Annotated in this window: 11 protein-coding genes and 1 CRISPR repeat array (1 of these 12 running past the window's edge); all 11 genes read right to left on the bottom strand. The window is 57.8% G+C overall.

Features of this window, described 5'->3' with window-relative positions:
• Positions 1-3,848: direct repeats of the CRISPR family, unit length 32 nt; unit sequence GTTTCAATCCACGCCCCCGCGCGGGGGGCGAC; it reaches 3,261 nt to the left of the window's first position.
• Between the two features lie 175 nt (positions 3,849-4,023).
• Positions 4,024-4,314, bottom strand: coding sequence for a CRISPR-associated endonuclease Cas2 (cas2, locus tag JQN68_RS11390; protein WP_225073860.1), 291 nt, complete (start codon positions 4,312-4,314; stop codon positions 4,024-4,026).
• Positions 4,315-4,318: 4 nt separating this feature from the next.
• Positions 4,319-5,350 carry a type I-C CRISPR-associated endonuclease Cas1c gene (cas1c, locus tag JQN68_RS11385; RefSeq protein ID WP_349632317.1) on the bottom strand — a complete coding sequence of 344 codons (1,032 nt, stop codon included), beginning with the start codon at positions 5,348-5,350 and terminating at the stop codon, positions 4,319-4,321.
• Positions 5,286-5,969, bottom strand: a complete 684-nt coding sequence (gene cas4, locus JQN68_RS11380) for a CRISPR-associated protein Cas4 (RefSeq protein WP_225073384.1) — start codon at positions 5,967-5,969, stop codon at positions 5,286-5,288. The genes cas1c and cas4 overlap by 65 nt, the downstream gene beginning before the upstream one ends.
• 21 nt (positions 5,970-5,990) lie before the next feature.
• A complete protein-coding gene (locus tag JQN68_RS11375) occupies positions 5,991-6,857 on the bottom strand; it encodes a HEAT repeat domain-containing protein (protein WP_225073385.1) in 867 nt (288 codons plus the stop codon).
• Between the two features lie 91 nt (positions 6,858-6,948).
• Positions 6,949-7,809, bottom strand: a complete 861-nt coding sequence (gene cas7c / locus JQN68_RS11370) for a type I-C CRISPR-associated protein Cas7/Csd2 (RefSeq protein WP_225073386.1) — start codon at positions 7,807-7,809, stop codon at positions 6,949-6,951.
• Positions 7,810-7,811: 2 nt separating this feature from the next.
• On the bottom strand, positions 7,812-9,560 hold the full coding sequence (cas8c, locus tag JQN68_RS11365; RefSeq protein ID WP_225073387.1) for a type I-C CRISPR-associated protein Cas8c/Csd1: 1,749 nt from the start codon (positions 9,558-9,560) through the stop codon (positions 7,812-7,814).
• Complete coding sequence (gene cas5c, locus JQN68_RS11360) at positions 9,557-10,222, bottom strand: type I-C CRISPR-associated protein Cas5c (protein WP_225073388.1); 666 nt, start codon at positions 10,220-10,222, stop codon at positions 9,557-9,559. The genes cas8c and cas5c overlap by 4 nt, the downstream gene beginning before the upstream one ends.
• A gap of 296 nt (positions 10,223-10,518) precedes the next feature.
• Complete coding sequence (gene cas3 / locus JQN68_RS11355; protein WP_225073389.1) at positions 10,519-12,714, bottom strand: CRISPR-associated helicase Cas3'; 2,196 nt, start codon at positions 12,712-12,714, stop codon at positions 10,519-10,521.
• A gap of 155 nt (positions 12,715-12,869) precedes the next feature.
• On the bottom strand, positions 12,870-13,301 hold the full coding sequence (tnpA, locus tag JQN68_RS11350; protein WP_225073390.1) for an IS200/IS605 family transposase: 432 nt from the start codon (positions 13,299-13,301) through the stop codon (positions 12,870-12,872).
• Between the two features lie 447 nt (positions 13,302-13,748).
• Positions 13,749-14,399, bottom strand: a complete 651-nt coding sequence (locus tag JQN68_RS11345; protein ID WP_225073391.1) for a transposase — start codon at positions 14,397-14,399, stop codon at positions 13,749-13,751.
• A gap of 67 nt (positions 14,400-14,466) precedes the next feature.
• Positions 14,467-14,613 carry a hypothetical protein gene (locus JQN68_RS11340; protein WP_225073392.1) on the bottom strand — a complete coding sequence of 49 codons (147 nt, stop codon included), beginning with the start codon at positions 14,611-14,613 and terminating at the stop codon, positions 14,467-14,469.
• Positions 14,614-14,697: the final 84 nt, after the last annotated feature.

Below are 14,697 nucleotides of genomic sequence, written 5' to 3'. Positions count from 1 at the left end.
GCGACAAAACAGCAAATAAGTAATAACACCATCGGCAAAGTTTCAATCCACGCCCCCGCGCGGGGGGCGACGTCGGACAGGCTTTTCCTAGTGCAACGCTCCTAGTTTCAATCCACGCCCCCGCGCGGGGGGCGACGGCACCCGGCGCAGGGAAGGGATGTTGCCGGTGCCGTTTCAATCCACGCCCCCGCGCGGGGGGCGACGTCGCGGTCGTCCACCGACTTGATGTTTAGTACGGTTTCAATCCACGCCCCCGCGCGGGGGGCGACCTTCATCCAGAATCTGGGCGGTGGATTTTATCGGTTTCAATCCACGCCCCCGCGCGGGGGGCGACGACGTCCTCCGGGCCGACCATGCGCGCCTTAATGTTTCAATCCACGCCCCCGCGCGGGGGGCGACCGTTGTTGTTGCCAATAAACCCGCAATGACTCTTGTTTCAATCCACGCCCCCGCGCGGGGGGCGACCCCAGAAAACCTGGGACAACGTCTGGCGCGACAGTTTCAATCCACGCCCCCGCGCGGGGGGCGACGTTCTCGTTGCCGGCGGCGGCCACCCATTGCCCGTTTCAATCCACGCCCCCGCGCGGGGGGCGACGAGGGGGCCGCAGGGATGACGGCCGGCAAGTGCGGGTTTCAATCCACGCCCCCGCGCGGGGGGCGACACAGGGAGTTCCCCGCAGGTGTCCCCGACTATGTGTTTCAATCCACGCCCCCGCGCGGGGGGCGACGATGTCCGCGCCGCTGCCCTCCGTGCCAACAGAGTTTCAATCCACGCCCCCGCGCGGGGGGCGACACCACGCGCCGGGGCATCATCGAGTTTACCGACGCGTTTCAATCCACGCCCCCGCGCGGGGGGCGACGGAACATAGGAGGGCACGGTCAGCATGGCTGTCGGTTTCAATCCACGCCCCCGCGCGGGGGGCGACCCGGGCACGGGACCACGACCAACGAGGCGCCGAGTTTCAATCCACGCCCCCGCGCGGGGGGCGACGTACCCCATGGCCTCCAGCTCTGGGTGAAACTGTGTTTCAATCCACGCCCCCGCGCGGGGGGCGACTTATGGTCTCAGGGTCCAGCTGAGACAGCCAATGGAGTTTCAATCCACGCCCCCGCGCGGGGGGCGACTCCGTTTCCAGGGGCGTCAGGTAGCCGTAGGGGTTTCAATCCACGCCCCCGCGCGGGGGGCGACGCTTGGTGATATATGCACCAGTGGAAACGTGTACGTTTCAATCCACGCCCCCGCGCGGGGGGCGACACAGGGGCCGGCCGACAGCCTCGCGCATCTGCTGCAGTTTCAATCCACGCCCCCGCGCGGGGGGCGACTAGAGCGCACCGGTGATTTTGTCGAGGCCCTGGGTTTCAATCCACGCCCCCGCGCGGGGGGCGACCGCCGGCAACATCCGTTTTACCGCCGAACGCAGTGTTTCAATCCACGCCCCCGCGCGGGGGGCGACAGTAATCTGATTTTTCATTTTGATTTTCCTTTCCTGTTTCAATCCACGCCCCCGCGCGGGGGGCGACTTGAGCAATTTGTGATGACGTTCCAGCCATGCGATGTTTCAATCCACGCCCCCGCGCGGGGGGCGACTCCAACAGATTGAAGTGGATAATCGCCTTGTTTCGTTTCAATCCACGCCCCCGCGCGGGGGGCGACGGTTATGAATCGCCTGGGCCGTGGGCTGAGATTCGGTTTCAATCCACGCCCCCGCGCGGGGGGCGACGCGCTGCGCTCTGTTGAGCGGGCTTACATAGCCGGGTTTCAATCCACGCCCCCGCGCGGGGGGCGACATCGAATTTTTGGCCGAACAACACGCGAACAAAAGTTTCAATCCACGCCCCCGCGCGGGGGGCGACGCTATTCGGGTTTATTCTCAATTGCCTGATGTAGATGTTTCAATCCACGCCCCCGCGCGGGGGGCGACAACCGCTCTATGTCTCACATGATCAAATAGCCTAGTTTCAATCCACGCCCCCGCGCGGGGGGCGACTAACCGCTCTATGTCTCACATGATCAAATAGCCTAGTTTCAATCCACGCCCCCGCGCGGGGGGCGACATGATGAAAAAGCATGTAAAAGTAATCCGAGACGTTTCAATCCACGCCCCCGCGCGGGGGGCGACAGGCAATGGTGCCGATGACTAAGGGAGGGAATGATGTTTCAATCCACGCCCCCGCGCGGGGGGCGACTAGATTCAACAACAACGGGTTTAATTGTGGGAGGTTTCAATCCACGCCCCCGCGCGGGGGGCGACTGAAGCCCATGCTGTAGGCTTTGCCCAAGGCCACGGTGTTTCAATCCACGCCCCCGCGCGGGGGGCGACGCAGGCAGTCGAGCACCCGCAAATCGGCGGTGTAGTTTCAATCCACGCCCCCGCGCGGGGGGCGACGCGAGCCAGCGGATGACCGTATCGGGGCGCATGGGTTTCAATCCACGCCCCCGCGCGGGGGGCGACTTGGCCCAGTTGTTATCTTCGGTGGCAGAAACGAGTTTCAATCCACGCCCCCGCGCGGGGGGCGACCGGCGCTTCCGCGCCCATGCCCGGCCATTCCCAGGTTTCAATCCACGCCCCCGCGCGGGGGGCGACCCACCGCACGCACCGCTGCCGTGATGTCGATGGGTTTCAATCCACGCCCCCGCGCGGGGGGCGACTCCAACTCCGCGACGGCCCGACAATGGCCCGGCGTTTCAATCCACGCCCCCGCGCGGGGGGCGACGCTTTATCAGCCTGCACTGTAACGGGGCTGACAATGTTTCAATCCACGCCCCCGCGCGGGGGGCGACCCAAATCCATATCGGCGACAATCACCTCCAACTGAGTTTCAATCCACGCCCCCGCGCGGGGGGCGACGAAATCTCCGACCCGCCGCCACCGAAGCGGATGGTGTTTCAATCCACGCCCCCGCGCGGGGGGCGACACCTGATTACCGAGGATGGATGGGTGCGGGACCTGTTTCAATCCACGCCCCCGCGCGGGGGGCGACCCGCAGTTCGTAGCCCATGGCCTCCAGCTCGCGGCGTTTCAATCCACGCCCCCGCGCGGGGGGCGACTGCTCGACGTCAGGTCCAGGGCCTGGAAAAATGAGTTTCAATCCACGCCCCCGCGCGGGGGGCGACGGTGCCGCCGAGTTGGGAGATGTTGAGTCCGTTGTTTCAATCCACGCCCCCGCGCGGGGGGCGACCCAACGCGCACCGTGCGCAGGCACACACAGCGGAGGGTTTCAATCCACGCCCCCGCGCGGGGGGCGACTTCGACGGTCTTGCCGACGATACTGGCTCCCCAGCTGTTTCAATCCACGCCCCCGCGCGGGGGGCGACCTGTTGCTGTTCGCCGGGCAGTGCCACCTCGACGTTTCAATCCACGCCCCCGCGCGGGGGGCGACGGTCTGCGGCGGGGTGAGCCGCGCCAGTTCTTCGAGTTTCAATCCACGCCCCCGCGCGGGGGGCGACCCAATAGCGGTGTACCACCGAAATGCCATACCCTTGTTTCAATCCACGCCCCCGCGCGGGGGGCGACTCGTGCAGTTCCTTCGCGAACCCGACCAGCATTGTTTCAATCCACGCCCCCGCGCGGGGGGCGACGCTGTCTTGATTGGCTGCCATTCGCCGTTGATGAGGTTTCAATCCACGCCCCCGCGCGGGGGGCGACGTGCTCTATTGGGACAGTCCTCGTCGAAAAAGTAAGCGTTTCAATCCACGCCCCCGCGCGGGGGGCGACCGTGGGCGATGAGGCCGTTTTCGAGGGTTTCGGTGTTTCAATCCACGCCCCCGCGCGGGGGGCGACTCGGTGTCCCATTTCAACTCGCCCCAGGTTTCTCGTTTCAATCCACGCCCCCGCGCGGGGGGCGACAGCACTACTGTAAACCATTACTTCAAAAAGAATATTTCCTCTTACTCCGCGAACCCGAGAAAAGAATGATAGCCAATTGCTCCCTACGCAACATCCAAACCTTTTTTATCGTATAAGAACAATCACTTGAAAAGCCCGCGAACCTGCCCGTTTTTCCTGAACCGCTTGGGGTTCGCTAAAGTATCAGCGGCCCCTCTTGGTCAATGGTTTCTTTTGCGCCGACGTGCTCAACCCTCTTCCGCCAATTGGCACCGAGAAAATAAAACCGCAGGCTGTCCTGCGTCTCATCAATGGCCTTTATCAACTGCTGCCGCATTGCAACCCACTGCGCCGGATCGACAATGCACTCGAAGACGGAAAACTGCACACGTTGGCCATGGTTGGTGCAGATTTTTGCGACCCTGCGCAGGCGCTTGGGGCCGGCCGGGTCGGATGTCGCCACATCGTAACTTACCAGAACCATCATCTCTTCACCTCCAGATAAATGGAGGATATTCATCCAGATCGCCGCGCAAATACCGGCTGAGCAATTGCGCCTGGGCGAACATCAGCATGCCGAGAGGCATCTTTTCTTTGAGAAACGGATGCTCGATCTCGATCTGCTTCCGTTTCTGATATTCCGTGAGCAATGTCTTCCGTGTGTCGTCATCCATGATCACCGCTCCCGACTCAGTGACCGTGAATCCTTTCTTCCGGGCCTGCCCGAGATTGATCAGGGACAACGCCAGACGATCCCCCAGCACGGGACGGAATTCCTCCATCAGATCCAGGGCCAGACCCAGGCGGCCCGGGCGATCCCTGTGCAGAAAGCCAACGGCAGGATCGAGACCCACCGTTTCGAGGGCGGAGCGCGCATCGTGGTAGAGCAGCGAATAGAGGAAGGAAAGCAGGCAGTTCACTTTGTCAAGCGGCGGTCGACGGTTGCGGCCGGCAAAGATGAAATCCTCTTTCTGCGACACAATCAGATCATTGAAGAGGGCAAAATAATCGTTGGCCGCCCTTCCCTCGATACCGCGGATATTGTCCAAATCCTCCTCACGAAGCAGTTTCCGGGCGATCCTGGAAAACTGCCTGACAATGCCTTCCATGCCGGAAGAATCGATTTTTCCGGCATGATCCCGCATGGCCCGGCCCAGTACCGTGCGACAGTTGGCTACCTTGCCTAGCACGAACATCCGCGCCAACCGCGCCGAGGCTTTCAGATCGTCCGCCTGACGGTATTGCTCCCGGCGAAGCAGAACATTGCCGGCCACCGGCCCCTGCACCCTGGCCAGAAACTTCCCGTAGCCGGTCATAAAGCTGACCGACACGTTGTTCTCTGCGCAGTGCCCCAGCAGAAAGGGGCTGCAGGTCACCTGGCCGAAACAGACGATAGAGCCGAGGGTGTGGATCGGCAGACGAAGTCGGGTTTCCCGCTCAATGTTGACGACGACCGTTTCACCCTCCTTGTTCAAATAGGCTCCCTGAGTCGTCACGTAAAGCGTGTTGAGCATCTTTCTCATCGCTCCCCCTCAGCATTCCCGCCAGGTATTTTCTGACCGACCGACCGGCGGTGCAGCTTTTCGGCAGGCAGGCAGAATACAGCGAGCATTGGTCGCATTTTTTGGAATAGACAGCCATTGGCGTTGCCCGGCGGTCCAGCAAATCGTGCACTTGGGCAACGGTCTTATTCGTCAACCGCCTGAGTTCGTCATCGAAAACAACAGGATGACGGCGCCGGCTCTGTCCGTAAAACAGCGCTCCCTCCGGAATTTCTACCTTCAGCATCTCTTCCAAGCAGAGCGCCTGGGCACAGAGCTGTACCGCATCGCAACGGTCCTTTTTGGGCCTGCCGCGCTTGTATTCCACTGGGAAAACTCCGCCGTCTTCATGAAATTCCACCACGTCGGCCTGTCCGCTCAAACCGAGCCGCCCGGACCGTATCGGCAGGGCCCGCACGGTGCTAATCTTCCCCTGTTTTTGCGAAAGCCCGCTGTCCGTTCGTTCATGTAGCACCCGTCCTTCGGCCGTGAACCGATTTTCTGCCCAGACCTGCTCGAGGTGGATCAGGGCGCACTGACGCGGGCAGAACAGGTAGTGCTGCAGGGCCGAGAGCATGATGTATTCGGACTCAGCGTACATCGAACCATCCTTCCGATCGGCTCACGTGAATTTTGCCAGCTTATCCAGCAGAACCTCGCTCATCAGCGGCTTATCATCAGGGTAGAGGGAGATGAGCCGCTTGCCCTGCTGCTGGTAGAGTTGTTGCTTTTTGAGCATGCCGATCTTGTAATCGGCGGTGTCCATGCCCCAATATTCGATATAAACGTCAAATTCCGGCAGGTAAAAATCCGGCCGGATGGCGTAGCCGTCAAGAATGCGGAAGCGTTCGTCATAGCGGTAATGGATCTTTTCCGCAGCCAGGATTTCGCAGATTATGCGCTCGCCATCAGATTGCACCCAGGTGCCGTCTTTAGCCCGGATGTTTTTCTGCAATTGGACCTTGGTTTCGAAGTTGCGCCGCTCCAGAAACACCTCATCGAAACAGTAGTTGCAGAAAGAGCGCTGAAAGGCTTTTTGACTGCGGACGTATTCGTCCGGCTCGAGCTTCACCCCGCAGCGCTGGCAGTAGTGGATCACCTGCCTCTCGGCGATATCGACCGCCGCACGGATCAGCTTGCCCGCCGCCAGAACACTCCGCTTCACATAGTCGCGCTCCACCGGATTGCTGTACAGATCACGAAGATCCGGCAGAGCCGCTTTCGCAGCGACACCAAAGGCCCCCAGCGCCTTGGCTGAATATTGCCGCACCTGCGGATGTTCATCCCGCAGGAGAGAATGAAGTGCATCGACGGCGGCAGTGGCAGGGACAATGCCGGCCAGTTTGCCGATGGCCGAAGCCGCAAGCCTCCGGACCTGAGGCGATTTCGAAACGACCAACTGCGCCAACTCAGGAAATGCCTTTGGATCGGCGCTGTTGCCCAACTCCGTCGCACGCTTTGCCAGCTTCTTTTCGTTGGCGCTGTTCATCCCATTTCTCTCCGACTTGTTGCGGCTCTTCGGACCCTCCATGGCGTCACCAGCCGAAACGAGTCGGCGTGACGCCATGGAGGCTGGTCTTCTACAACATTTCGATGATTTCGACCCCAGCAGGAGGGTTGCCTACCGTCACCGTGTAGTCCTTGAAAGAACGTGCCGGACCTTCGGAATCTGCCTTGCGCTGGATGTCGATCAGGTCGAAGAGCTTGTGGGCGGGGGCGTTGCCGAGCTTGTCCTTATGTTTGAAGACATACAGCTTCTGGCTGCTCATCATCCCCCGGGCGGCAGAGCGGTCATGCTCGAACATGTTGATCAGCGCATTCCAGAGCAACTCCAGATCCTCTTCACTGAAACCGGTCTTCTCCGCCAGCGGCGCGGAGACAAATCCCTGAGCAACATAAAGACCGTAAGGGACGATATGCTTGCGCCCCATGGTCCGCTCTTTCTCGAGATCTTTTTCGTTGGTCACTGCCATGCGGGTGATGCTGACCTCCTGCGATACGATCGGCTCGACGCTCTTGGCGAAAGCCATCTGCACCGGGCCGCGCACCTGACCGCAATTGACCTCGGTAGTCATGACCGCACCAAAGCTGCGGATATCGAAAAAGTTCGCACACATCCAGCCGGTAACCTTCTGGGCGTCCTCGATCTTCTTCGGCAACTTCTTGGTTTCAGGGATTAAATTAAGCTCTTTATAAGCGAACTCATGAGTCTGGTTAAGAACCGCCTTTTCCTGGATATATATCTTGAAGCCCACAGCACCCTCTTTCGCCAGTGCCACATGGTTGCGGATCTTGCGTTTCAGACAGACGTCCGTCACCAGCCCATGACCGGTCTCGGGATCGAAACGCGGCATGTTGCCGGCATCCGGATCGCCGTTGGGGTTGCCGTTCTGGACATCGAACAACAGAGCGAATTCATAGCGATTGGCAATTGCGGTCATGGTCATCCCTCCTGATTTTTCTTGGTATAGAAATCTTTGCGTTGGTGGTAGTAACCGATCATGAAGAGCCCCTGTTCCTCGGCCTTCATGGTTTTGGGATAATCGGAGAATCCGGAAATGATCTCCTGGGTCATGACGTCGTAATGAAACGCCCGCCCCTTCTTTTCCGGGTCTTTTTTCAGTTTGGCAATGTGATTGGCCGAGTTTTTCAGCAGCATGTGGAATACTTGACCCGGTGTGGCCGCCGCGGATGCCAGATAGCGGTCTTTGATGGTGGCGCTTGCACCGGGAATCGCTTCTTCCTGGGCTTTTTCCAGCACGGCGAAAAGCCGTCCCAGCAGATAGGGCCGGTCGGTCCGATTGAGATCGAGAGACACGGAAACCTCCATACGTCTATTGCGTCGCAGATAGGCTTTAAGCAGCGCGGCGCGAAAATAGGTGACGTTATGCTCGGCACGAATGCGTTCCAGCACAACGGGCAACAGATTCTGGGGATAGAGGGAGCCGGTCAGGACGGCGCGAGCCATGCCGCCGGCCAGAACGGGTGAGATATTTTCCGGCTTGCCGAGACTGGCGGTTTGACAAAGCAGTCTCCACAAGGGCGGGAATTCCGGCTCGCTGTCGAACTGCCGAACGATGTTCATTTGCTCGTAGTGCTTTCCAACGCGCTCCAGCAGCGTTCCCAGGCTGCTGGCCTCCCAAAAACGGATCGACAGTCGAGCGGCATTGGGCGCCAGGCCCAAGATGAAAAACTGTACTTCTTCATCAAGGCCGGGAAGGAAATCGGTAGCTTTTTTGCCGTCCCGGATCGCCTTAAGCAAATCGCGGATCTGGCCAGTTGTCTGCTGGTCGTCCTGTAAGGCAGCAGCTTTTTCCGCATCTTCGGCAGGCGGATCGAACAAATCGGCAAAAATGGTCTCCACCGGATTGTTGCAGGCGGCCCAGAAAACGTAAGTCGCATCGCCGATGGTGATATTCTGGCGACTGTTCCTGGAAAGTAAGGCATTGAGAGCAGTGGTATAAGCGAACGCGGATTTCTGGCTAACCGGGGCGTTAAAAGACTGTTCCTTGCCGTAGGACCCGAAGGCGGAAAGGTTGAAGGAGACGATGGATGCTCCTGAAGATTGGGCATTTCTCACCCCCTTGATTGAAGGATGGAGGCGGGCGATAGGTTGGTGATCAAGCCCGGAGACCAGACATTGCCCCAATTCCTCTTCTCCTCGGACGGCAAGACAGGTCTCCAGGGCCTTTCGGGCAGCAGGGCGCTCATGGATAAAGCCCGGAACGCCATCAAGTCGAAAGACCAGGTTGTTGCCACAGATCTCGGGCCAATCCTCACGCAAGGCCAGGTCCTTTCCCCAGCCCCCATCCAAAAAGGCGATTACGGCTTTGAGCCCGGGATCGGAGCCATCGCAATACGTTTTCACCAACTCGATAAATGTCGCATGGCACCGGTCGGTTCTCTCCTGTTTGCCCTTATCGTCCAGACCTAGCACATAACTTGTCGCATCCCAGAGGAAATTGGCCTTGATGCCGCTCGCTTTCTTTTCTGCTGCCGGAACCAGCATTCTTCGAGGCCGCAATTTTTTGCCATCCGGCTCCCGCAGATCCTCAACCCCTCGCAAGGTGCCGTCTTCGGCAAGCACCAGGGCAAAAGAGATGTTTTCGATACTGGTACCGAAAGAAGGCATTCCCGAATCGGGGGTATCTAGCATCCGTTCGTAGTAGCCGTTGAGAGCGTGCAGGATCATGAGCAAACCTCCATGGATAGGGGCGACGGCGGGGAAATGATGCCGTTCTCCATGGTGGCCCGGAAAAAGAGCGGGGTCATGCCGTTGCCGAAGTCGATATCGAGCAGCATGTAGCCCAGATCTCTGGATTGTCCGGCATAACAGGATGACGGCACATCGTCCTCGATCAGCTCGAAGGACGCCGGAAATTCCCGGCATCCCAGGGAGGGCTGATGAAAGAACTGCCCTTTTCCGGCTCGCCTCCGGAAGATGTCGAGATGCTTCCCCTCGTTGTCCTCCGCGCCGGCTTTGTCGGTCATTTCAAAATGGGCCTCGATCACATACTCGACATCGCGCAGCAGGGTTGAGGCCCGCTGTTGGCGGTTACCCCCATCATCAACCAGAAAGTAGAGAGGCTTTTTGTCCCGCATGGCGGTGGTGGGATTCGGTTTGGGGATCTTGGAACTGACTTCGTTGCGACGAACGTTGTCGAATTTGATGGGGCGCAGAACGTGGATCTTGTCGATCACCCAGCGGATGGCGGGCTTCCAGTGGATGGCCTCCAGAATCCCCCGTGCCGCCGACGGGGTCATCACGTCGTAGGAGACGCGCTCAACCTTCATTTCGGGGCGGGTAAAACAGGCATAATCCCCCCAGACCCGCAGCTTGATGCCATACGCCATAGGCTCCTCCTAGAAATGAGAGTCGCGGGCCGCCAGGAAGGCGGCCCGAATTTTACCCTACTTTTCTTTTGCTTCCTTTCCTCTATGTTTCAACCCACACCCCGTATTGGGGTGACAAAAATCAGGCCACCTATGGGGGCTCCAGCACAATTTCAAAACTCAGAAACTCTCTGCCGAAAAATTTAACTCGAGCTCGAATGCGCATAGCACCCTCCTTTCTGATTCATTAACCCTAAAACAGAAAGAAGGTTAAGTCAATCAAAAATATTCATAGAAGAAAGTTAGCACAAGCAAGATTAAAAAATCAAATTTTCGGGATCCCAAACCTCCCCCTCCGAAACACACAGACCGACATCCTTCCGGTAGGCAGCCAAATTACCCAGAACCGGAAATTCCCCGCGAACCATCTCCAGGGCTCCGGCGGCATCAAGGGCGGCAAACTCCCTGGTTCTTACCGAGACACTAAATTGCTGCAGCTTCCGGATAGTTGCCCGGGGGAATTCCGTAAACCGTAATTCCTGGACGAGTTTTTCCGCCTCGGGCCCCTCCGGAATGATGATCCCGATACTTTCATCTTCGATGAAGCGGAAATCCCCGGCGACCTCCGCGAAGGGGAAATAGAGGTCCCTGGTCAAAACGTTCAAGCGCGCCATGATCTGTTTCTTGTCCAATTCCTGAACATCATAAAGCAGCTCGAAATACCTGCGCATGGCCTCGAGTCCCAGAGGATCGGCTTCCGGCAATGTTCTCAGCGTTTCGGCGGCACGCGACATACAGCGCTTGAGCCAGGGCATGGACGGGAGTTGTTCGGTTTCGAAAACGAAGACTTTTCCCTTACCCTCCATCTTTCCCTCGCGGTTGCATCGGCCGGCCGCCTGGGCAATGGAATCCAGGCCGGCCATGGCTCGATAGACAACGGGAAAGTCAAGATCGACCCCGGCCTCCACTAGAGAGGTCGAGATGACCCGACAGGGCTTCCCCTCTTTCAGCCGGTTGCGAATCTCGCCCAGTACCTGCCTGCGGTGCTCCGGATACATGTTGGTCGACAGATGAAAAATACCCTCCATGCCGCGAAGCAGTTCAAACACGGCCCTGGTTTGAGGTTTGGTGGGAAGGATACAAAGCACCCGATTTTCCGCCCCCAGGCGCTCTGCCAGAGCTTCATTCGAAAGCTTGCCGATGAACTCGACCTCCGTCCGCGAAAGCTCCTGGTAAAGCCGGGTGGGGTCATCGACAATCTCGGTTACGCTCGGCAGAGCCATGCGCAAGCTGCTTTTGTCATCCAGCGCAGGTTGAGTGGCCGTGCAGAGTAAGACCGTACAGCCGTAATGCTCCACCAGTTCACTCAGAGCCGCAAGACATGGCTCAAGATACTCGGTGGGAATCGCCTGGGCCTCGTCAAGAACAATAACACTTTTGGCAACATTGTGTAATTTTCGGCACCGGGAAGGTTTGTTGCTGAAAAAAGATTCGAAAAACTGAACATTGGTGGTGACAACTACGGGCGCATCCCAGTTCTCAGCCGATAGACCCCGCATGCGGTTGTAGGTATGATCTTCCGGAACGTCGCTTTCCTTGTAGTTACAATGATGCTCCAGAACGTGCTCGCGTCCGAGGACGTCCTGGAACACTTTGGCATTCTGTTCGATGATAGAGGTGAACGGGATCGCGTAGACGATTCGGCGCAAGCCGAAATCTTCCTTGTTTTGAACAAGGTGTTCGAGAGCAAAAGCCAGGGAGGAACAGGTTTTGCCACCGCCGGTAGGAACAGTGAGGGAGAAAAATCCCGGGGCTAGTTTGGCTTTTTCCCGACATTGGGTCAAAACGGTCTGACGCCATTTGTTGACGGGAGTGGGAGCGGCTGTGAGGGCCTTTTCAGCAAGATGTTTGTCGAGCCGTTGCTTAAGATCAAGAAACAACCGGTTGGCTGCGACTACCGGCCGAAGCCGGGCTTTGTCAGGATCGCAAAAGGCCTCGGTATCCAGAAAATCAGCATCGACCAGACAGGAGAAAAGCATGCGGGAGAAAAACGACAGGCTGAAGCCGCCCCGGTCTTTGGCGGGTCTGAATGGCGGCGGCAATTCATGAAGAGGCGGTATTTCCGAGAGTAGCTCGACATCCTCCGGCACCTTGCCATGCTTCAGACGGAAATGCAGTTGCCCTTCCTGTGCGCCGCCATCCGGCATGCCCCCATGGTGCCCGGCAAGGGCATAGGCCAGGATCGGCCAGAGAAGTCCGCATTTTTCGCTGGCCAGGCGTGCGCCAAAGGTTGAATGATCAACCTTAACCTGCTGCCCCTCCAACCTGCGCTGGAAAGCCGCCGAGGCCTTGCCGGCATCATGCAAAAAACCGGACAATTCTCCCCACTTTTCTGCGCCAAAAACCGATGAAAAACTTCGAGCCCGGTCGGCAACATTTCGAAGGTGCTCTTCAAGAGATTGCCAATCCTCTTTGTGTTTCGATCCGGTTGAGTGAGCATAGTATTTTGACATAAGAGACTCTTTCAGCTGTATAAACCAATTCCGCCGTCGCCAATATCGTCAACAAGGCATGTATAAATCCTGTAAGTATCCCCCGGTCAAACCGGGGACTTTATAGGTGAACCGCTCAAAGCGGTAAGCTCAAACCATGGGCCGCCTGAAGGCGGCTAGCTGAGCAGTTTCAATTGATCCAAACGGCGGTCTTCGTGTTCCAGGTGCCGAATATAATTGTGGATTATCTCTTCGTCTCGCCCTACGGTTGAGACGAAATATCCCCATGCCCAGAAGTTTTCTCCGGTGAAGTTCCGTGCACGGCCTGCAAATGTCCTGGCAATATGTATTGCGCTCTTGCCCTTTATGTACCCTACGACCTGAGCAACCGCATATTTCGGCGGGACCGAGATATACACATGGACATGATCAGAGCACAAATGGCCTGCCAATATTTGGCTCGCGCGTTGCCGAGCCAATTCTCGTATGACCTCCCCAAGGTTCTGCCGAATCCGACCATACAGAACCTTCCGGCGATATTTGGGTATCCATACAACATGGTACTTGCAGTCCCAAACCGAATGACTTAGGCTTTGGGTTTGGTTCATCGAAAGCCTCCTTCTCTGAGAACTTTGAGCGGTTCACAGAGGGGAGGCTTTCATTTACTCCCGGAACTGTCAAACTTTGGAGGTCCCCCGGCAAAGCCGGGGGGTTTCCTGTTTTACTAAATATGCGTCTGAGAACCGTCCTTATCCCGTCGCTTGACCAAGCTTTCGCAATAGCGATAATGCCGTACACATGGTTCGACATCACCACCAAAGCAGCCGTAAGCAAATAAGATTAATGCTCCGGCATTTTATCTTAGCTCGGGCACACTGTATGCCCCCGAACCAACTGCCAAGAACACCAACTACATGCAAAATGGTCCGCCTTCCGTTTCAACCTCCGCCACAATTCTACCCACCCCTTGCGACAGAATACGTCACACAGGCCTAAAAATTGGTTAGGTCCAAACCAGGGCGGACACAAACCAGGGCGGACACGTGGGTCCGCCCCTACGAATGATTGGCCGGGCTTTCCCGGTCCGTCTGCGATCGGGCCGGATTGTTTTCAATATATCTGCGGGCACGGTCCAATTCATCGTCGTTGCGGATGACGCGTTCGTAGTAATTGCGCTGCCACAGTCGTCCGGCGAATGGTGGCCAGGCGTGGTTTTTAACGGCACGAATATAGGCGTTGGTGGTCATGGTTTTGAACCATTGCACAATACCCCGTAGGGGCGGACCCATGTGTCCGCCCTGCCCCATGCCCATGTGTCCGCCCTGACCCGCATCACCGGCTTTATCATATGAAATAAAACCGACATCCGGGCGGACACGCGGGTCCGCCCCTACGGGGTCTTTTCCGTCTTCGGCAGGGTGCACACACGGGGGCGCCCCACCGATCCATATGATCCCGTGAAAATGGTTGGGCATGATGGAATATTGATCCAATCGGGAATTAGGAAATTTTTCTGTTAATTTCTGCCAAAATTCATCGACCATGGCCCCTGCATCATTCAAAACCATCTTTCCGCCGGATATCTTACCCAAAAGACATTCCCGTCCCTGAATGCACACGGTAACGAAATACGCCCCCGCCGTAGCGTAATCGTATCCCTTCAGGCGGATCGAACGGCGGTGGTGAACATCGGGGTTGTACCTCATGCCCTCCTCCATGCAGTCTCAATAAATGCCACCCTCCAGCCCCATCCACGACATCCGGCGTCCCAATTTAAAAAAATTTCCCGCGCTTAGTGCGCTGGACGGTTTTGGTGCTCAGTGCGAAATGGCGGGCGAAATGGGAGGCGGTGGGATAGCGGTTGTTGCGAAGCTGACGGTCAAACCAGCAGAAGCGCTCGAATTTGAGATGCTCGGCCATGCGGCACCTTCCTTCGCGGCTCGGAACGCAAAGGGGCGCACCGGGTCATTTTAATTAGAAGCAAATTCAATGAAATATGACATA

It is taken from the genome of Desulfuromonas sp. CSMB_57 (genome assembly GCF_020194955.2).
Lineage (GTDB): Bacteria > Desulfobacterota > Desulfuromonadia > Desulfuromonadales > Syntrophotaleaceae > JAFCIY02.
Note: the sequence above shows the minus strand (reverse complement) of the source record. Positions and strands in the feature narration are given on the sequence as shown.